The sequence below is a fragment of the Citrobacter freundii complex sp. 2024EL-00216 genome (assembly GCF_043945515.1).
GTDB classification, from domain to species: domain Bacteria; phylum Pseudomonadota; class Gammaproteobacteria; order Enterobacterales; family Enterobacteriaceae; genus Citrobacter; species Citrobacter portucalensis.
Genome location: NZ_JBIMRA010000002.1, coordinates 100,130 through 120,033 on the forward strand (window position 1 = coordinate 100,130; position 19,904 = coordinate 120,033).

The following is a 19,904-nucleotide window of genomic DNA, read 5'->3' on the forward strand; positions in this document are numbered from 1 at the left end:
CATGTTTGAAGCCACACCGATTAAAAAAGTCTCGGTTGTTATTCCCGTTTTTAATGAACAGGAAAGCCTGCCAGAGTTAATCAGACGCACCAGCGACGCCTGCGAGAAATTGGGCAAAGACTATGAAATTCTGCTAATCGACGACGGCAGCAGCGACCGTTCCGCTCAGTTGATGATGGACGCCTCTCAGGCACCGAACAGCCATATTGTCTCTATTTTACTGAATCGTAATTACGGACAGCACTCGGCGATTATGGCCGGTTTCAGCCATGTCACCGGAGACTTGATCATCACGCTGGATGCTGATTTGCAAAACCCGCCGGAGGAGATCCCACGGTTGGTCGCCACTGCAGATGAGGGTTTCGATGTGGTAGGCACGGTACGCCAGAACCGTCAGGATAGCGTATTTCGTAAGACCGCCTCACGAATGATCAACCATCTGATCCAACGAACCACCGGTAAAGCAATGGGCGACTACGGCTGCATGCTACGCGCCTATCGCCGTCACATCGTCGATGCCATGCTGCATTGCCAGGAGCGCAGCACCTTTATCCCTATTCTGGCCAACATTTTTGCCCGTCGCGCCACGGAGATCCCGGTACATCATGCAGAGCGTGAATTTGGTGACTCCAAATACAGCTTCATGCGTCTGATCAACCTGATGTATGACCTGGTGACTTGCCTTACCACAACACCGCTTCGCATGTTGAGCCTGCTGGGCAGCGTGATCGCTGCCACGGGCTTTACCTTATCAGTCCTGCTTGTTGTTCTGCGCCTGACGCTCGGCCCACAGTGGGCAGCAGAAGGGGTATTCATGCTGTTTGCCGTCCTGTTTACCTTTATCGGCGCACAGTTTATTGGCATGGGTTTACTCGGCGAATATATCGGTCGCATCTATAACGATGTCCGCGCCCGCCCCCGCTATTTTGTTCAACACGTTATCCGCCCACAAACTACGCAGTCAACCGAGGAAAACCGCGCATGAAAGCCGTCGTATTTGCCTATCACGATATGGGATGTCAGGGTGTCCAGGCCTTGATGGATGCAGGTTATGAAATCGCTGCCATTTTTACGCACACCGACAACCCGGGTGAAAAAGCGTTTTTTGGATCTGTTTCCCGCCTCGCGGCCAGCGCCGGTATTCCGGTTTACGCCCCAGACGAGGTTAATCATCCCCTGGTGGATTGAGCGCATTAGCCAACTGGCACCCGATGTTATCTTCTCGTTCTACTATCGCCATTTACTGAGTGATGAGATCCTCAGTCTTGCCCCTAAGGGTGCATTTAATCTGCACGGCTCGCTGCTGCCGAAATACCGTGGCCGCGCACCGCTGAACTGGGTATTGGTCAATGGTGAAACCGAAACCGGCGTCACGCTTCACCGCATGGTTAAACGCGCGGATGCTGGTGCCATAGTTGCCCAGCAGCGTGTCGCTATTTCACCGGATGATGTGGCGTTAACGCTGCACCATAAGCTGTGCCAGGCTGCGCGTCACCTGCTGGAAGAGGCGCTGCCCGCGATTAAAACGGGAGATTATGCAGAACTCCCCCAACAGGAAGCAGAGGCGACCTGTTTTGGTCGCCGCACACCGGAAGATAGCTTCCTCGACTGGAACAAGCCTACTGCGGAATTACATAACCAGGTCCGTGCCGTCAGCGATCCATGGCCGGGTGCATTTAGCTATGTCGGCACGCAAAAGTTCACCGTCTGGTCATCGCGCGTTTGCACAAACGACATTGCGGCCCAGCCGGGCACCGTCATCTCCGTGTCTCCTTTACAGATCGCCTGTGTCGATGGCGCACTGGAGATTATTACCGGACAAGCTGGCGATGGTATTGCAATGCAGGGTTCACAACTGGCGCAAGTTCTGGGTCTGGTGCCAGGTTCTCGCCTGAACAGCCAGTCAGTGACCACCAGCAAACGCCGTACTCGCGTACTGATCCTCGGCGTTAACGGCTTCATTGGTAACCATCTGACCGAGCGCCTGCTGCAAGAAGATAATTACGAAGTGTATGGACTCGATATTGGCAGCGACGCCATTGGGCGTTTCCTGCAACATCCGCGATTCCATTTCGTCGAAGGTGATATCAGCATTCACTCCGAATGGATTGAATATCATGTGAAAAAATGCGACGTTGTGCTGCCGCTGGTGGCGATCGCAACGCCTATCGAATATACCCGCAACCCGCTGCGCGTATTTGAGCTCGATTTTGAAGAGAACCTGAAAATCATTCGTTACTGCGTGAAATACCGCAAGCGCATCATTTTCCCGTCAACCTCCGAAGTCTACGGCATGTGTACCGACAAAGTCTTTGATGAAGACAGTTCGAATCTGATCGTCGGTCCGGTCAATAAACCACGCTGGATCTACTCCGTATCCAAGCAGCTGCTGGACCGTGTTATCTGGGCGTACGGCGAAAAAGAGGGATTGCGCTTCACCCTGTTCCGCCCGTTTAACTGGATGGGACCGCGTCTGGACAGCCTTAACGCCGCGCGTATCGGCAGCTCACGCGCCATTACACAGCTGATCCTCAACCTCGTGGAAGGTTCACCGATTAAGCTGATTGAAGGCGGTAAGCAAAAACGCTGCTTTACCGACATTCGCGATGGTATCGAAGCTCTGTACCGCATCATTGAAAACGAAGGCGGCCGCTGTGACGGTGAGATTATCAACATCGGTAATCCACAGAACGAAGCAAGTATTCAGGAACTGGCAGAAATGCTGCTTTCCTGCTTTGAAAAACATCCGTTGCGTAACCACTTCCCGCCGTTTGCCGGTTTCCGTGACGTCGAAAGCAGCACCTACTACGGTAAAGGTTATCAAGACGTTGAGCATCGTAAGCCTAACATTCGCAATGCAAAACGCTGCCTGAACTGGGAACCGACCATTGAGATGCAGGAAACGGTAGAAGAGACGCTGGACTTCTTCTTACGCAGTGTGGATATCACGGAACACACATCATGACCAAAGTAGGCTTGCGCATTGATGTCGATACATTCAGGGGGACGCGCGAAGGCGTGCCCCGCCTGCTGGAGACATTAAACCGACATAACGTTCGGGCAAGTTTTTTCTTTAGCGTTGGGCCTGACAACATGGGACGCCATCTCTGGCGTCTGGTGAAGCCACAATTTCTGTGGAAGATGCTGCGTTCAAACGCAGCATCACTCTACGGATGGGATATTTTATTGGCGGGAACCGCATGGCCGGGAAAAGAGATTGGCCAGGCCAACGCGGCAATCATTGCACAAACCGCCCAGATTCATGAAACCGGTTTGCATGCCTGGGATCATCACGCCTGGCAGGCGCGAAGCGGAAACTGGAATGACAAACAGCTGATTGATGATATTTCGCAAGGTATCACCACACTTGAAGCCATCATCGGTCAGCCAGTCACCTGCTCTGCCGTTGCCGGATGGCGTGCCGACAACCGTGTCGTCCATGCCAAAGAAGCATTCCATCTGCGCTATAACAGTGACTGTCGAGGAACGTCGTTATTTCGTCCGGTGCTGGAATCCGGGAAAACGGGGACGCCGCAAATTCCCGTCACCCTACCAACATGGGATGAAGTGGTTGGTCAGGAGGTCCAGGCGGTGGACTTCAACTCCTATATTCTCTCCCACATCCAGATGAGCAGAGGAACACCGGTGTACACCATTCATGCGGAAGTTGAAGGCATCGCCTTTCATCAGAACTTTGACGAGCTGCTTACTCGCGCCGCGGACATGGGGATGACATTCTGCCCGCTTGGCGAGCAGTTACCTGACGACATCAGTACGCTGCCGTTAGGACAGATCGTACGTGGAAAAATACCCGGCAGAGAGGGATGGCTCGGCTGCCAACAACCGGTGAGTGTGACACCATGAAACCTGCTGCCCGCTACACTCTGGCATTTATCGCTTTAATCGCACTGTATTTTATTTTACCTATCAACAGCCGTATGCTCTGGCAGCCTGATGAAACGCGCTATGCTGAAATCAGCCGGGAAATGCTCAACTCTGGTGACTGGATCGTTCCACACTTTTTAGGGCTGCGTTATTTTGAAAAACCAATTGCCGGATACTGGTTGAACAGCATCGGACAATGGTTGTTTGGCGCCAATAATTTTGGTGTCAGAGCGGGTGCTATTTTTGCCACTTTGTTGACCGCATTACTGGTAGCCTGGCTTGCCATGCGACTGTGGCATGATAAGCGTACCGCCGTACTCTCCTCCGCTATCTTTTTAACGTTTTTTTCGGTTTACAGCATCGGCACCTACGCGGTACTTGATCCCATCATAGCGCTTTGGCTGATGGCGGGCATGTGCTGTTTTTGGGAAGGCATGCAGGCCACCACCAGAACACGCAAAATCATCGCTTTTTTGTTGCTTGGGCTGACCTGCGGTATGGGTGTAATGACCAAAGGTTTTCTGGCACTCGCCGTCCCTGTGCTTAGCGTATTACCATGGGTTTTTGCCCAAAAGCGTTGGAAAGACCTCATTCTCTACGGTCTGCTGGCGGTGATCGGCTGCATCGCGATCGTACTACCGTGGGGTATAGCGATTGCACAACGCGAGCCGGATTTCTGGCATTACTTCTTCTGGGTTGAACATATTCAGCGCTTTGCGCAGGATGATGCCCAGCATAAGGCTCCTATCTGGTACTACATCCCGATATTTGTGGCAGGCACATTACCGTGGCTCGGTCTGCTTCCCGGCGCGCTGCGTACGGGCTGGCGTGAGCGGGATGTTCCGCGCAGTGCTCTGTACCTGTTAAGCTGGATTATTATGCCAATTCTGTTTTTCAGCATCGCGAAAGGAAAACTGCCGACCTATATTCTTTCCTGCTTCGCGCCGCTGGCGATATTAACGGCGCGCTTCGGCCTGCAGGCTGCGGAAAAAGACTCAGCATCCCTGCGCATCAATGGCTGGATCAACGTGCTATTTGGTGTCGTCGGCATCGTCGCTACGTTTAATGTTTCCACGCTGGGACCATTGAAGACGCCGGTCTGGTCGCATATCGAAACGTATAAGGTTTTTTGTGCCTGGGGCATCTTTATCATCTGGACGATTTTTGGCTGGTATACGCTAAATAACCGCGAGAAGAACTGGAAATTCGCAGCACTATGCCCATTAGGGCTGGCGCTGTTATTTGGCTTCTCCATTCCTGACCGGGTGATGGAATCTAAACAGCCGCAGTTTTTTGTCGAGATGACCAAAGAATCGCTGGAGCCGAGCCGTTATATTCTCACCGACAGCGTTGGCGTCGCTGCGGGACTGGCCTGGAGCCTGAAGCGCGACGACATCATGATGTACGGACAAACGGGCGAGTTAAAATACGGCCTCAACTACCCGGATGCTCAAGGCCGCTTTGTCAGTCGGGAGAATTTTGCCGACTGGTTAGCGCAACATCGACAGCAAGGAAACATTACGCTCGTGCTCTCGATTGATAAGAATGAAGATATTAATCAGCTTGCCATCCCTCCCGCTGACTACATTGATAATCAGGGGCGTCTGGTCCTGATTCAGTATCGGCCCAAATGATCTGGATAGCCTTAGTCCTCGCCAGCCTGCTCAGCGTCTGCGGCCAGCTATGCCAGAAGCAGGCGACCCGACCGGTGTCTGTTCGTGCGCGAAAACGCTACATTACGCAATGGATTGGGCTTGCTCTGGCAAGCCTCGGTCTGGCCATGCTGCTATGGCTGGCGGTTTTACAAAACATTCCTGTCGGTATTGCCTATCCCATGCTGAGTCTTAACTTTGTATGGGTAACTCTCGCGGCATGGAAAATCTGGCGCGAACCCGTCACAACCCGCCACTGGCTGGGCGTTGGGCTGATCATTACCGGCATATTTATTCTTGGGAGCGCAGTGTAATGGGCGTATTTTGGGGATTATGTAGCGTGATGATCACCTCCATCGCCCAGTTGAGCCTCGGCTTTGCGATGGATAATCTGCCGCCAATGCTGCAGCCGCTGGCGTTCATCTCTGCCGTATTCTCTGTCAGTATCGGAGCGTTTGCTTTATATGCCGGATTGACAGGGTATTTACTGTCAGTGATTTGCTGGCATAAAGCCCTACACCAACTCGCGCTGAGCAAAGCCTATGCCCTACTCAGCCTGAGCTATGTGCTGGTGTGGGTTGCCTCAATGATCCTGCCCGGCTGGCAGGGAACATTTTCAGTGAAAGCGCTGGCAGGGGTACTGTGCATCATGGCAGGGTTAATGACGATTTTTCTTCCTTCACGCAAACACCAGCCCTGAGATTACTTATCTTCAGACAGTCGTAACAGACGTTCCCATTCATCACAGATATACTGTCTGGCATCAATGATCTTAATCACCCGAGATGTATCGCGGTTAATACAATACTGAGCATCCTTCAGCGGCGAAAGAAGATCGCCGGGCTTAATCCGCTCAGATGATTGCGCCTGGGCAAGCATCTTGAGCGAACCACCGCTATCGCAAAGTACGATATAGAGCCTCCCTGCTTTTTTGTGACAGCAGGTCTTCTTCACATGCCATTCCATAGCGCACCTATTGTTAATAAATTTCACAATAAGTTACACATTAGCTCATAAACAAAAGGACAATAGCTGCGGAATGACAGAAATGAGAAATGTAATTAATGTTTTCTTAATGTTAACGATGAAGCGCTTACCCAATCCGACAACGCACGACGCGAGATTTTAATCCCTCCGGCTTTGAGTTCGGGCGGCAATGTCAGCCAACATACCGGTTGTTGAAAGCGGGCCAGCTTATCGTTTACCCACTCAGCCAGATTAGTTTCTCCAGCATTAGCGTCATACTCAATGACCGCCACCGGGCGATGGCCAAACTCTTTGTCTTCAATTGGTATAATAAAGGCCTGCAGAACATGCGGATGCGCTGCAATCACGCGTTCCACTTCTTCCGGCTGTATACCTTCCCCGCCGCTAAAAAACAGATTGTCCATACGACCGATAATGGTTAACTTGCCGTCCTTTAACACCCCACGATCGCGGGTTGCAAACCAGCCTTCCGCGTTCACTAAAGGAATAAGCTGTCCGTTACGCCAGTAACCTTGCGCCATGCTGGCAGCCCGTAACCAGACTTCATCATCAACGATTCTGACTTCTCTGCCTACCAGAGGGGAACCCACATCTGCCAGACCATCCGCCTCTTTCGCACAGACCGTAGAAGCGAATTCCGTTAATCCGTAACCGCACCAACAGCGAATCCCCTGCTCGTGCGCCTGCTCCGTCAACTCAACAGGAATAGCCGCGCCGCCCAGCAGTACCGCTTTGAGCGTGACCGGCGTGTTGTTGACCAGCAAGCGCCACAGCTGCGTGGGCACCAGTGAAGCGTGGGTACATCCAGCCAGCATTTGCTCCAGCGGCTGCTTGTCGCGCACGGTCATTCGCGCTCCGGCGAACAACCAGCGCCACAAAATACCCTGGCCGGAAACATGAAACAGCGGCAGCGAGAGCAGCCAGTCATCCTCAGCACCAAACGGCATTAATGACAGGACGCCCTGCGCGCTTGCCAGATGCGCCTGACAGGTATGAACAGCCGCTTTTGGCAATCCGGTAGAACCTGAAGTTAACGTCATCGTGCTCAAACGTTCAGGCAACCACGCCGCGGCGCGATCGCCTGGTAACGACCGCATCTGCAACGGGCTGAGTTCCGGAAGTGCGATAGCGGCCTCCAGATCCAGCGCAAAACGTAGCGTTAAGTCCGGGATCAGCGCATCAAGCAGCGGCTGAGGCAACTGTGGGTTCACAGGTAAAACCCGCGCCCCACATTGCAGCAGCGCGAGCCAGGCCAGCAAAGCGCGAGGATGATTCCAGGCGCGAAGCAGAACACCATCGCCCTCTTCCACGCCCTGGGCGGCAAAACCGCAGGCCAGATGATCTACACGTGTGCAAAGATCGCTCCAGCTTAATACCTCATCGTTGAGGCGTAAGGCTAGCGCCTTCGCACGAACCTGTTGCCAGTGACGCCACGGCCAGTCACTGAACTGCACCAGGCCCGATAAGCTCACGCTATCGGGCATTTCCTGCTGGGTCATAGCACACGTTCCAGCGCATCAACGTCGATACACGGCAACGTGCTACCCGGCCAGGTGCGTACCTGCTGGCACTGCATCAGACTCAGGGTATCCAGACCCGGAATGGTCTGCGGCGTTAACCAGGCGGCAATTCTCGCCAGCTGGGTTAAGCCCAGACTCGACTCGATTGACGAACTGATAACGGCAGTAAGACCGAGCGCATGCGCCGCAGCCACCTGTTCACGGACTTTATCGAGACTGCCGGTCAGCGTAGGTTTGATAACCACGGCCCTGACGCCTTCTTCGGCTTCGAAGGTGAAATCCGCTTCACGCAGACTTTCATCCCAGGCGATGGCAATGCCGGTTTCACGCGCGAAGGCACGAGAATCATCGCGGGTTTTGCACGGCTCTTCGAGGAAGGCAATGCGTCCACGATATTCCGGATTAACGTATTTCGCGAACTGCTGTGCTTTCAACGGCGTCCAGGCCCGGTTGGCGTCAAGTCGCAAATGCAGCTCCGGGATCGCCTCAAGCAGCAGATTGGCTACCATGCCGTCGCGGACCGCTTCATACAGACCGACCTTGATCTTCGCCACTTTTTCGCCCGGCATATCCGCCAGTTGTAGCACCAGATCGTCAGGATCGCCGGTACACAGCGGCGCAGCACGATAGTCCGCGTCCTGTGGCAATACGCCAGCCAGTTCGGCCAGCGCACAGCTTACGCCAAAGGCGACCGAAGGCAGTTGCGGTAAGGAGTCATCCCCTTGCAACCAGCCTTTCACCCAGGCCAGCAGCTCGGTTTGTGCCTCTTCCCAGCTTTCCTGACTGAAGCCCGGCAGTGGGGAAATTTCTCCCCACCCTTCGCGCTCGCCGTCACAAAGACAAACGTACAGCCCGTCACGCGTTTTTAACCGCCTGTCGCGCAGAATCACCCCCGCGTCCATGGGGATCTGCCAGCGGTATACCTGCGCGCTACGCATTACGGATTCCGTTTGAATTTGCTGAAATCAGGCTGACGTTTCTGGTTAAAGGCGTTACGGCCTTCCTGACCTTCTTCCGTCATGTAGAACAGCATAGTAGCGTTACCTGCCAGCTCCTGCAGACCAGCCTGACCATCACAGTCGGCGTTCAGTGCGGCTTTCAGGCAGCGCAGCGCCATTGGGCTGTTTTGCAGCATTTCACGGCACCAGCGTACGGTCTCTTTTTCCAGATCCGCCAGCGGAACCACGGTGTTGACCAGACCCATATCCAGCGCCTGTTTTGCATCGTACTGACGGCACAGGAACCAGATTTCACGCGCTTTTTTCTGACCGACGATGCGCGCCATGTAGGAAGCGCCCCAACCGCCGTCGAAAGAACCGACTTTCGGGCCGGTCTGACCAAAGATGGCGTTTTCAGCCGCAATGGTCAGGTCACACATCATGTGCAGCACATGGCCACCACCAATGGAGAAACCTGCAACCATCGCTACTACCGGTTTCGGACAGGTACGAATCTGGCGCTGGAAGTCCAGTACGTTCAGGTGATGCACACCGGAGTCATCCTGGTATCCGCCGTAGTCACCACGCACTTTCTGATCGCCGCCTGCGCAGAACGCTTTGTCGCCAGCACCGGTCAGAATAATTACGCCGATGTTGTCATCATAGCGGGCATCCGCCAGCGCCTGGATCATCTCTTTCACGGTGACCGGACGGAAGGCATTGCGTACCTGTGGACGATTAATAGTGATTTTTGCGATACCGTCGGTGGATTTCTCGTAAAGAATGTCGGTATAGCCTTCAGAGCAATCGTGCCATTCTACCGGTGCGTAAAGCATTGTTTCATCAGGATAGATCATAAAATGTCCTATAGTCAGCGACGCAGAATCTGAGCCAGACAGTCCACTACGCCCGCGGGGTTGTCCCGATGCGCGTTGTGTCCGGCATTACGAATCACATGGTTTGGTACTGATATTTCCGCCGCCAGAGCGCGGAATTTTTCGTCACGTTCACCACATAAATAATAAAACGGAAATGTGCGCGTCGTGAGTTGCGCACGTAAATCAGGCTGTACGGCAAGCGAGGTGGCCTCCAGCATTGCCGCCAGCGTTTGCCCATTATTCTGGCTACGCAGAGCGACCAGCGCCTCTCTTTGTGCCGCGTTCAGCGAGGAAAAAACGGGCTGTTGATACCAGTCATTAAACACCTCACGTAGCGGCTCTGCGCGAAAACGTGCAGCCCAGCGGCCATCCGAGAGACGACGCTGAACGCGCGCCTCCTCGCTTTGCAAGCCGGGATGTCCGCCTTCAACCACCAGACCACAAAGCCCTGGCATCTCCTGACTGGCCGCCATCATCGCGACTCTGCCGCCAAGAGAGTATCCCACCAGCCAGTAGTTAAGCATGTTGTAACTAAGTAGAGTGTTACGCAGCAAAACGCTGACATCATCGAACCCACTCACGCCGATGTCAGCGGAGCCACCGTGTCCCGGCAAGTCGATGTATAGCCGCGAATAATCCTGAAACGCTTCGCCGACCGTCTGCCATTCCTGGCAATCGCCAGAGAAACCGTGCAGGAAAACCAGCCAGGGAAATCCCGTCTGCCCCTCTTTCGCCTGCGCATGCAGGATCATAGATGACTTACCTGCGCCAGCAGTTGCTGCAAGGTTTGCGCCCCGTCAGTTTCGTTCACCACCAGCTCAATCACCGTGGCCGCAGGTGTACGCCACGCGTTAGTCAACGCGCTCTCCAGCTGCTCCCAGTTTTCCGGGCGCTGGTATTTAAGGTTAAACATGGCGGCAGCATGCTCGAAATGTACGTTCTGCGGCATCAGATAGAACCGTTCGCGTTCGCTGGCTGGTGTCGGCAGCAGGGAAAAAATCTGCCCGCCGTTATTATTGACCACTATCAGGACAAACGGCGCGGATACCTGGCGCAATAACGCCAGCGCATTCAGGTCATACAATGCAGATAAATCGCCAACAATCGCCAGCGTCGATTTCGCGCTGGCACGCTGTACACCAGCTGCCGTTGACAGCAGGCCGTCAATACCGCTCGCGCCACGGTTGCTATAGACCGGGTAACCAGCCGGAAGCTGCGACAGCGCATCAATCAGGCGTACCACCAGACTGTTACCCACGAACAGCTGCCCCTGCTCCGGCAAGTAGTCGCGGATACGGTGGGCTAATTGCGCTTCACCAAACGCCTCACGACGGGCTTCTACCGCCTGCCAGGCCTGTTGCGCCAGACGAGGGATCTCCATACACCAGGGCTGACGTTTCTCCGCCGGATGTAGCTCCAGCCAGTCGCCAACTTTCGCCACCAACCTGCGGCCGCGATGATGGGCCGGATCGAGGCGGCCTTCGATATTATCGACAATCCAGTATTCCTGCGGATCGCAGCTGGCCTGCCATTGCAGCAGACGTTTTCCGGTCAGGCTGCTACCAAGCTGCACCACAATCTGCGCCTGCTGCAATTCAGCTACAGCTTTCGCATTTCCCAGCCACAGGTCGGCGCACGGCAGCGGTTGTCCGGTTTGCGACAGAACATCGCCAATCAGCGGCCAGCCTAACGTCTGCGCCCACTGCGCAACCTTCTTACCTTCTTCCGCGCTCATGCGGCCCGCAATGACTACGCCGCGTTTTTGTCGCCAGAAAAACCAGTCACGCTGTTTGTCGCTTTCCAGCCGACGCGCTTCTCGCAGCCAGGGTTTATCGTCCTGCCACCAGTCGCCGAGGCGCTGCTGCCAGGCAATCCCCGTTTCGTCCATATCGCCATACAGCGGTTCCGCAAACGGGCAATTGATATGAACCGCCCCGCTATGCAGGGCAGCTAACGCATTATCAATAGTGGACACCAGCCAGCTTGCCGGAATGTCCTGAGTAGGACGCGGTAAAGAGAGCGTTTGCGATGGATGCGAGGCAAACATTCCGGCCTGACGAATCGCCTGGTTCGCGCCACAGTCGATAAGCTCTGGCGGTCTGTCAGCGGTAAGTAAAATCAGTTTTTCACCGGTCAGGCCCGCTTCAATCAACGCGGGATATAAATTCGCCACCGCGGTACCGGACGTCACAATCACGGCGACAGGTTGACGGCTGACTTTTGCCAGACCTAAAGCCAGATGCCCAAGACCGCGCTCGTCAAAATGGGTGTGGTGGATGAATGCGGGGTTTTCCGCTGCCGCCAGCGTCAATGGTGTAGAACGAGAGCCAGGGGCAATGCAGACATGCCTGACGCCGTGGCGAGTGAGTGCTTCCAGAATGACCGCCGCCCAGCGTCGGTTAAATGCGCTTACTGACATGAGATTGTCCGGTATCAATATTGCGACACAGTATAGAGAATCGAATAAATGGATTTTTGATATGAATCGGAAATATACACGAAATCACTATCCTTCCATCTGTAATAAAGTACGTAACCCTGCCGCTTTATTGTCTATTTCTTGCCATTCCTGCTCAGGATCTGAGCCACGTACAATCCCTGCCCCGGCATACAGGCGTACCACGTTTGCGCTAATTTTCGCCGAACGCAATGACACACAAAACTCGCTTTGGCGCAAAGAAAGATAACCCGCTGAACCGGCATACCACTCGCGTTCAAAGGGTTCATTTTGTTGGATGAATTCACGCGCCAGCTCACGCGGAATACCGGCAACTGCCGCCGTGGGCTGAAGCTGCATCAGGCAAAGCATATCGTCGGCCTGATTCAGTTCCGTCCAGATGCAACGGCGCAGGTGCTGCACTTTACGCAGCCTGAGCACCTGCGGTGGCAGCACATCGAGAGTTTGCGTACAGCCTTGCAGACGCTGGCAAATATCTTCGACCACCAGCATATTCTCGCGCTGGTTTTTATCATCTTTCATTAGCCAGTCGCCCAATTGCCAGGCCCGATGATCCTCAGGGTGATTGGCCACGGTTCCGGCCAGCGCCTCGGTGCGCAGCGCCGTATCACGTCGTCGATACAGACGTTCAGGAGAAGAGCCAAGAAAAGCGGTGTCGGCGGAGAATGCCATAAAGAAATGGTAGCAGTTCAGATTTAAGCGACGGCTGGAAGCCATCACGGCAGCGGCATTAACCGACTGAGAAAACTGTAAATCGGTCGCCCGCGCCAGCACGACCTTATCGAGGTCTTCTCCTGCGATCGTTTGAGTGGCGAGTTTTATCAGGTCTATCCAGCCAGCTTTCTCCGGCCAGTGCTGTTCTCCCGTCAAACTCAAACGCAATGCAGGGAGCGGTTTTACGGGAGCAAGCGATGAGATGAAGGCGATCGCTTGTGCAGCGTCTTCACGTAGCGACACGTCGCTATAGAGATGTAAGCGTAAGCTCGCCACTCCGGCGCAACGTCGCCACTCCAGCCGCGGCAGCAGTAAATTGCCACGCTGAGGCTCAAAGGCATTCAGGCCCCAGATGCGCAGGTCGGGATGATTATCATGCTGATGTAAAAATTGCTGGGCTGATTCCAGCGAGGAAAATGCGGCGACGGTCCCTAATACGGCGGCTTCTTCATCGCCGTTACGCTGCTGCCAGTAAAACTGGGGCCAGACGGGTTGACTGGCCAGCCATCCTAAAGCGTCAAACGCATCATTCAGTGGGAAAGGTATATCGTAAATACGAATTCCAGGTGCTGCTGGCATCTCTTGCGATAAATGACGCATCAGACTTTCCAGCGCAGTAGTGATTGAATGCACGCGGACCTCTCCCTGTTAAAAACCTCTCATTATACGGGGTACTGAGCAGAAAAAGCAGTACCCCCAGTTAGGGAGTACGTACAAATGCGATGACAGAACGGAATTTATCGCCGCGCTAACAATAATCCCATCACTAAACCGACCGTGGCGCCAACGCCGATTCCTCGCCAAGGTTTTTCGTGCACATAGTCATCCGCCCGACAAACGGCTTTTTTCGCACGGTAATAGTAGCTGTCAGAAGCATGGCTGACGCGATTTCTCACCTCTTCTAACGCCCGCTCTGCCCGCGCTTTTAACTCAAGGTATTTTTGATCTGCTGGGTCGCCAGAAGAACGCAGCACCTCTTCCAGCGTTTCACTTAATAATTCCAGATCATCATCGATACGTGATTCATAAGAATGAAAAGACATTATATTCTCCCTTTCTATTGACGTACCCGCTAACTATAGACAACCTGGACTGATTGCGCCTGTTTACGCCTGATGTGCTTCCCGCGCCATTCCGACGTGTGGAATACCATCTTCGTCATAGATATCCGTCACCGGAACAAAGCCAAAGCGTGCATAGAATGATTGCAGATGCGCCTGCGCGCCCAGATACAACGCCTTGCGTGGCCAGTGTTGCGCGCAGGATGCCAGCGTCTGGGCCATTAGCTGTTGCCCCAGTTTTTCACCACGCAGCGCTTCGCTTACAATCACCCGACCAATCACTACCGGCTCCAGCTCGTCATCGCTTTTCAGAATCCTCGCATACGCCACCAACTCATCGTTATGCCAGCCCAGAATATGCCGATTCTCTCCAGCCAGGTCATCGCCATCCACATCCTGGTACGGACACTGTTGCTCAACTACAAACACCGCGCATCGTAGCTGAAGTAGTGCGTACAGTTGTTGGGTACTCAGCTTTGCATGGTGGAGATCTTGCCAGTGAATCATTGTCTGCCCCTATGTTGTGATAACCTGAACACCCTGCCTTATTGATGGCGAAAAGTGTAACGCAAAGATGGAATTACTATTTTTAGGCACGTCTGCGGGAGTCCCCACGCGCTCACGCAATGTAACGGCAATTTTACTGAATCTGCAACACCCGACTCAGGCGGGGCTGTGGCTTTTTGATTGCGGCGAAGGGACGCAGCATCAGATGCTCACCACGCCTTTCAATCCAGGAAAACTCGATCGTATTTTTATCAGCCATCTGCACGGCGATCACCTGTTTGGTTTACCGGGGCTACTGTGCAGTCGCTCAATGGCCGGCAATGTCCAGCCTCTGACGCTCTACGGGCCAAAAGGGTTGCGAGAGTTTACCGAAACCGCATTGCGTCTGAGCGGCTCCTGGACCGATTATCCGCTGGATATTGTAGAAATCACCGCGGGTGAGATTGTGGATGACGGCCTGCGAAAAGTAACGGCTTACCCGCTGGCGCATCCGCTGGAATGCTACGGTTTTCGCATTCAAGAGCACGACAAACCGGGGGCTCTTGACGCCAATGCCCTGAAGGCGGCAGGTGTTAAAGCGGGCCCGTGGTTTCAGGATTTGAAAGCTGGGAAAACCATCGTGCTGGAAGATGGACGTACGATCCACGGCGCCGACTTCCTCGCCCCGGCCCCCAGGGGAAAATCAGTCGCTATTTTCGGTGACACAGGACCCTGCGCGTCCGCCATTGAACTGGCTCGAGGTGTAGATGTCATGGTACACGAAACCACGCTGGACGCTTCAATGGAGGAAAAAGCAAACAGTCGCGGGCACAGCTCAACCCGACAAGCCGCACAGCTGGCGCTGGATGCCGGAGTGGGACGTCTGATAATGACCCACGTTAGCTCACGCTACGATGAAAAAGGCTGCCAGCGCTTACTCGCAGAGTGCAAAACAATATTTCCAGACACGGCACTGGCTCACGATTTCGCCATTTTCAGCGTTTAACGCTCTATTTTTCCGCCTCAGTGCCGATAACAGTGGAAAGGCTGGCTTTCACACTGAGGACAGGATGAACAATTTCCAGAAAGATATTGATGACAGGACAAACCTAACCCTGTCTAACCGTTTTGAACTGCTGCTGTTTCGCCTCGGCAAATCTGTTGAGGAGCAGAAATCAGAGCTGTTTGGCATCAACGTATTCAAACTGCGTGAAATCGTGCCGATGCCGACCTTTACGCGTCCGGCGGGTATGAAGGCCCCGTTACTGGGTATGGTTAATATTCGCGATCAGGTGATCCCGGTGATTGACCTGCCCGCCGTCGCGGGCTGTAAGCCAGAGACCGGACTCAACATCCTGTTGATCACAGAATATGCCCGCAGCGTCCAGGCGTTTGCTGTGGAGTCAGTGGAAAACATTATGCGCCTGGACTGGCAACAGGTGCATACCGCCGAGAAAGCCGTTAATGGTCGCTATATCACCAGTATCGCTTGCCTGGACGACAACAAAGAGACCAACAACCTGGCGCTGGTACTCGACGTTGAGCAGATCCTGTACGACATCGTACCGGCGAACCACGACCTGCGCGCAACCGATCTGAAAACCAATAAATTCAACATCACGCCGGGTGCGGTGGCGATTGTGGCTGATGATTCCAAAGTGGCCCGCGCAATGCTGGAAAAAGGGCTTAACGCCATGGAGATCCCGCATCTGATGCATGTAACAGGTCAGGATGCGTGGGAAAAAATACAGCAGCTTTCCGCAGAAGCGCTGGCGGAGGGCAAGCCGGTCAGTGAGAAGATCGCTCTGGTTCTCACCGATCTCGAAATGCCGGAGATGGACGGTTTTACGCTTACCCGTAAGATAAAAACCGACGAACGTCTGAAGAAAATCCCGGTCGTTATCCACTCTTCGCTTTCCGGTAGCGCGAACGAAGATCACGTTCGCCGAGTAAAAGCGGATGGCTACGTGGCAAAATTCGAAGTCAATGAGCTTTCTTCAGTGATCCAGGAAGTGATGGATCGCACAGCAAAAGGTATCAGCGGTCCGCTGGTGAGCCGTCAGCTATTAAACTGACCGTATTTCACGCATAAAAAAACCCGCCAAGGCGGGTTTTTTCGTTTCTGCATTTCGTTTACATCAGCGGAGTCGCTAACTGCACAATGCTGATCAGCGGTTGCGGGTAAATACCCAGCACCAGTACCAGCAGAGCAGAAATCAGCACCACGATACCGCCCGCGCTGTACTGCCAGTTAGACGGCGCATCACGGTTCAGCTGCTGCGGTGCGCTCAGGTACAAGCTTACGGCAACGCGCAGGTAGTAGTACAAACCAATCGCAGAACCGACCACCACGGCGGCAACCAGCCACCACAGGTTAGCCTGCACACCGACGGCCAGTACATAGAACTTACCGATAAAGCCCAGCGTCATCGGGATACCTGCCAGAGACAGCATCATCACCGTCATCACTGCCGCGAGGATCGGACGATGCCAGAACAGACCACGGTAGGAGAACAGAGAGTCCGCATCCGGGCCGCGGTACGGGCTGGACATCAGGCTGACCACACCGAACGCGCCGAGGCTGCTGAACAGGTAACCGGCCAGGTAAACGCCAACTGCTTCCATCGACATCTCGCCGCTCTGCAGAGCAATAAGCGCCACCAGCAGGTAGCCGAGGTGAGAGATAGAAGAGTAACCGAGCAGACGTTTAATATTGGTCTGGCTCAGCGCCATCAGGTTACCGAAGATGATGGAAGCAAAGGCAATCACGCCCAGTACGATACGTACCGCTTCGCTATCCCCTACCGGTGCGTACAGGAACAGACGCATCACCACGCCGAAGATAGCGATTTTGCTCGCCGTCGCCAGGAAGGTGGAAACCGGAGCAGGAGCACCCTGGTATACGTCTGGGGTCCACAGGTGGAACGGAACCAGCGAGAGTTTAAAGCCGAGGCCAACAATCATCAGACCGAAGCCCGCCAGCAGCAGCGGTTCGTGCAGCATGCCGTCGCCGAGGCTCTTACCGAGTGCAACAAACGACAGATTACCAGACTGCGCGTACACCAGCGCCATACCGAACAGCAGGAAGGAAGACGCTGCGGCAGACAGAATGGTGTATTTGATACTGGCTTCCAGCGAACGTTTCTGGCGGAACGCATAGCCAACCAGACCAAACAGCGGCAGAGAGATCAGCTCAATACCAAGGAACAGCGCCGCCAGATGGTTAGCGTTAGCCAGCAGAATACCGCCGAGCGCGGCAATCAGCACCAACAGGTAGAACTCTTCCCGGTTGTCATCGTAGCCTTCCAGCCACGGGTAAGCGAAGGTACAGGTGGCAAGACTCGCCAGCAGCACCAGCCCGGTGTAGAGCATGGCGAAACCGTCAACCCGCATCAGCGGAGTGACGTCCATGGCGCCCGCCTGGCCAACAAACCAGAGCGAAACCAGCGCGGCGTTAAGCCCAATGACCGACAGCGTGGCATTGAGGAAGTGATTGCGTCGCCACGCAATGGAGAGCATCACAACCACCACCGTCAAGCCGACGATCAGCAGCGGTAGCAGCGCAATCAGGTGTTGTGGAGTTATTGTCATGGCGATTTACGGCCTTGTAGTAGTAACGGAATTAACAAACCACTGCTGGATGTTGCTCATCGCAGAATGCGAGGTATCCAGAATCGGCTGCGGATAGAAGCCAAGCAGTACCAGAAGCACGACCAGCAACAGGATGATAAACAGCTCACGCAGCGACATCCCTGGCAGTTCAACACTGGCAATCTGGCTCTTCGCTTTACCGAAGTAAGCGCGATGCAGCATCGCCAGCGAGTAAACAGAGGCAAACACCAGACCAAAGGTCGAGATCACGGTAATGACCGGAACCACCTGGTAGCTGCCGAACAGAATCATAAATTCGCCAACGAAGTTACCTGTACCCGGCATACCCAGCGTACACACTGCGAAGAACATCGACAGCGCAGGCAACCATTTCATTTTGCCCCACAGGCCGCCCATCATACGCATATCACGCGTGTGCAGACGTTCGTACAGCTGACCACACAGAATGAACAGACCGGCTGCGGACAGACCGTGCGCAATCATCTGGATAACAGCACCCTGGTACGCCAGCTGGCTGCCGGTGTAGATAGCAATCAGTACGAAGCCCATGTGCGATACGGAGGTGTAAGCGATCAGACGTTTGATATCGTACTGATTAAAGGCCATCCACGCGCCGTAGAAGATACCGATAACGCCCAGCCACATTGCGATAGGTGCAAACTCAGCCGACGCGTTCGGGAACAGCGGCAGAGAGAAGCGCAGCAGACCGTAAGCCGCGGTTTTCAGCAAGATCCCCGCCAGGTCAACGGAACCTGCGGTCGGCGCCTGGGAGTGCGCATCCGGCAACCAGCCGTGCAGCGGAACTACCGGCATTTTCACCGCGAAGGCGATGAAGAAGCCCAGCATCAGCAGATATTCCACACCGTGGGACATCGGGGTATTCAGCAGCTCTTCATAGTTGAAGGTCCACACACCGGTCGCTTTATAGTGCACAAACACCAGCGCCAGGATGGCAATCAACATCACCAGACCACTCGCCTGGGTATAAATGAAGAACTTGGTCGCCGCAGTGATACGCGTTTTACCATCAGAGGCTTTATGGCCCCACAACGCGATCAGGAAGTACATCGGCACCAGCATCATTTCCCAGAAGAAGAAGAACAGGAACATGTCGATGGCAAGGAACACGCCGATCACGCCGCCTAAGATCCACATCAGGTTCAGATGGAAGAAGCCCTGGTATTTTTCGATTTCATTCCAGGAGCAAAGTACCGCCAGAACACCGAGCAGACCGGTCAGCACTACCATCAGCAGCGACAGACCGTCGATAGCCAGATGAATAGAGATGCCAAAACGTGGGATCCACGGCAGGACAAATTCAGACTGCCACTGCGGAATGCCAGCGGATTGCGTCAGTGAATAGCCGCCCTGCAACCACAGTTGCAGGCCAAGCGCCAGCGTCAATCCCATGGTAATCAGCGCGATCCAGCGCGGCACCTTCACGCCAAAGCGTTCGGTCTGCCAGCACAGGAAGCCACCGATAAAGGGAATTAATATCAACCAGGGTAATAACATAGCTAAGTATGTCCCTTATATTTACTCCTGCTCAGGCTATCTCACTCGTCAGCCCAAATCCCGGCAGTGCTCGCAATCCTCACGTACTTCAGTACGCTCCGGTTGCTCTGCGCTGGCGGTCTCCGGTCTGACTTCGCCGATGACGCCTGTACATCAGGAACAGATTTTCAACGAATTCTAAAAATTATTTTTGGGTTT

General features: G+C 54.2%; 18 protein-coding genes and 1 pseudogene. 8 read left to right on the forward strand and 11 right to left on the reverse strand.

The genetic code is table 11. The features are described 5' to 3' along the window. Position 1 precedes the first annotated feature (1 nt). The 6 genes and pseudogenes from arnC to arnF all read left to right on the forward strand — a co-directional run bounded on the left by arnC (position 2) and on the right by arnF (position 6,237). The gene (gene arnC / locus ACHHZ7_RS02895) at positions 2-985 is read left to right on the forward strand and encodes an undecaprenyl-phosphate 4-deoxy-4-formamido-L-arabinose transferase (RefSeq protein WP_008785329.1); all 984 of its coding nucleotides are present in this window, start codon (positions 2-4) and stop codon (positions 983-985) included. After that, positions 982-2,965 (forward strand): annotated as a pseudogene (gene arnA, locus ACHHZ7_RS02900) (bifunctional UDP-4-amino-4-deoxy-L-arabinose formyltransferase/UDP-glucuronic acid oxidase ArnA). The gene arnC and the pseudogene arnA overlap by 4 nt, the downstream one beginning before the upstream one ends. Continuing rightward, positions 2,962-3,864 (forward strand): 4-deoxy-4-formamido-L-arabinose-phosphoundecaprenol deformylase, encoded by a 903-nt coding sequence (gene arnD, locus ACHHZ7_RS02905; protein ID WP_032944062.1) that lies wholly within the window; start codon positions 2,962-2,964, stop codon positions 3,862-3,864. The pseudogene arnA and the gene arnD overlap by 4 nt, the downstream one beginning before the upstream one ends. Continuing rightward, a complete protein-coding gene (gene arnT, locus ACHHZ7_RS02910) occupies positions 3,861-5,519 on the forward strand; it encodes a lipid IV(A) 4-amino-4-deoxy-L-arabinosyltransferase (RefSeq protein ID WP_060683506.1) in 1,659 nt (552 codons plus the stop codon). Before arnD ends, arnT begins: the two co-directional genes overlap by 4 nt. Then, a complete protein-coding gene (gene arnE / locus ACHHZ7_RS02915) occupies positions 5,516-5,851 on the forward strand; it encodes a 4-amino-4-deoxy-L-arabinose-phosphoundecaprenol flippase subunit ArnE (protein WP_003834709.1) in 336 nt (111 codons plus the stop codon). The genes arnT and arnE overlap by 4 nt, the downstream gene beginning before the upstream one ends. Next, positions 5,851-6,237: a 4-amino-4-deoxy-L-arabinose-phosphoundecaprenol flippase subunit ArnF gene (arnF, locus tag ACHHZ7_RS02920; protein ID WP_003834713.1), complete on the forward strand. Its 387-nt coding sequence runs from the start codon at positions 5,851-5,853 to the stop codon at positions 6,235-6,237. The genes arnE and arnF overlap by 1 nt, the downstream gene beginning before the upstream one ends. A 2-nt stretch (positions 6,238-6,239) precedes the next feature. On the opposite strand, the gene pmrD is transcribed toward arnF, so the two are convergent. The 9 genes from pmrD to ACHHZ7_RS02965 all read right to left on the reverse strand — a co-directional run bounded on the left by pmrD (position 6,240) and on the right by ACHHZ7_RS02965 (position 14,600). Continuing rightward, entirely contained in the window at positions 6,240-6,503 is a 264-nt protein-coding gene (pmrD, locus tag ACHHZ7_RS02925) for a signal transduction protein PmrD (RefSeq protein WP_032944066.1), read from the reverse strand. Positions 6,504-6,598: 95 nt separating this feature from the next. Then, positions 6,599-8,023 (reverse strand): o-succinylbenzoate--CoA ligase, encoded by a 1,425-nt coding sequence (gene menE / locus ACHHZ7_RS02930; protein ID WP_060683505.1) that lies wholly within the window; start codon positions 8,021-8,023, stop codon positions 6,599-6,601. Beyond that, a complete protein-coding gene (menC, locus tag ACHHZ7_RS02935) occupies positions 8,020-8,982 on the reverse strand; it encodes an o-succinylbenzoate synthase (protein ID WP_060683504.1) in 963 nt (320 codons plus the stop codon). The genes menE and menC overlap by 4 nt, the downstream gene beginning before the upstream one ends. Further along, positions 8,982-9,839 carry a 1,4-dihydroxy-2-naphthoyl-CoA synthase gene (menB, locus tag ACHHZ7_RS02940; RefSeq protein ID WP_003027671.1) on the reverse strand — a complete coding sequence of 286 codons (858 nt, stop codon included), beginning with the start codon at positions 9,837-9,839 and terminating at the stop codon, positions 8,982-8,984. Before menB ends, menC begins: the two co-directional genes overlap by 1 nt. 14 nt (positions 9,840-9,853) lie before the next feature. Beyond that, positions 9,854-10,612, reverse strand: coding sequence for a 2-succinyl-6-hydroxy-2,4-cyclohexadiene-1-carboxylate synthase (gene menH, locus ACHHZ7_RS02945; RefSeq protein ID WP_060683503.1), 759 nt, complete (start codon positions 10,610-10,612; stop codon positions 9,854-9,856). Continuing rightward, on the reverse strand, positions 10,609-12,279 hold the full coding sequence (gene menD, locus ACHHZ7_RS02950) for a 2-succinyl-5-enolpyruvyl-6-hydroxy-3-cyclohexene-1-carboxylic-acid synthase (RefSeq protein WP_060683502.1): 1,671 nt from the start codon (positions 12,277-12,279) through the stop codon (positions 10,609-10,611). The genes menH and menD overlap by 4 nt, the downstream gene beginning before the upstream one ends. 87 nt (positions 12,280-12,366) lie before the next feature. Continuing rightward, positions 12,367-13,665 carry an isochorismate synthase MenF gene (gene menF, locus ACHHZ7_RS02955; RefSeq protein ID WP_060683501.1) on the reverse strand — a complete coding sequence of 433 codons (1,299 nt, stop codon included), beginning with the start codon at positions 13,663-13,665 and terminating at the stop codon, positions 12,367-12,369. A 104-nt stretch (positions 13,666-13,769) separates the two neighbouring features. After that, positions 13,770-14,075 (reverse strand): stress response protein ElaB, encoded by a 306-nt coding sequence (gene elaB / locus ACHHZ7_RS02960; RefSeq protein ID WP_003027683.1) that lies wholly within the window; start codon positions 14,073-14,075, stop codon positions 13,770-13,772. 63 nt (positions 14,076-14,138) lie between these two features. After that, a complete protein-coding gene (locus ACHHZ7_RS02965) occupies positions 14,139-14,600 on the reverse strand; it encodes a GNAT family N-acetyltransferase (protein ID WP_060683500.1) in 462 nt (153 codons plus the stop codon). Between the two features lie 67 nt (positions 14,601-14,667). Here ACHHZ7_RS02965 and rbn point away from each other — a divergent pair, with 67 nt between their 5' ends. Together rbn and ACHHZ7_RS02975 are read left to right on the forward strand one after the other, a co-directional pair. Then, positions 14,668-15,585 carry a ribonuclease BN gene (gene rbn, locus ACHHZ7_RS02970; protein ID WP_060683499.1) on the forward strand — a complete coding sequence of 306 codons (918 nt, stop codon included), beginning with the start codon at positions 14,668-14,670 and terminating at the stop codon, positions 15,583-15,585. A 64-nt stretch (positions 15,586-15,649) separates the two neighbouring features. After that, positions 15,650-16,654, forward strand: coding sequence for a chemotaxis protein (locus ACHHZ7_RS02975; RefSeq protein ID WP_032944079.1), 1,005 nt, complete (start codon positions 15,650-15,652; stop codon positions 16,652-16,654). A 58-nt stretch (positions 16,655-16,712) separates the two neighbouring features. Here ACHHZ7_RS02975 and nuoN read toward each other — a convergent pair whose 3' ends face one another. Then, positions 16,713-18,170 carry an NADH-quinone oxidoreductase subunit NuoN gene (gene nuoN, locus ACHHZ7_RS02980; protein WP_003027689.1) on the reverse strand — a complete coding sequence of 486 codons (1,458 nt, stop codon included), beginning with the start codon at positions 18,168-18,170 and terminating at the stop codon, positions 16,713-16,715. Positions 18,171-18,176: 6 nt separating this feature from the next. Continuing rightward, on the reverse strand, positions 18,177-19,706 hold the full coding sequence (gene nuoM / locus ACHHZ7_RS02985) for an NADH-quinone oxidoreductase subunit M (protein ID WP_003027692.1): 1,530 nt from the start codon (positions 19,704-19,706) through the stop codon (positions 18,177-18,179). Positions 19,707-19,904: the final 198 nt, after the last annotated feature.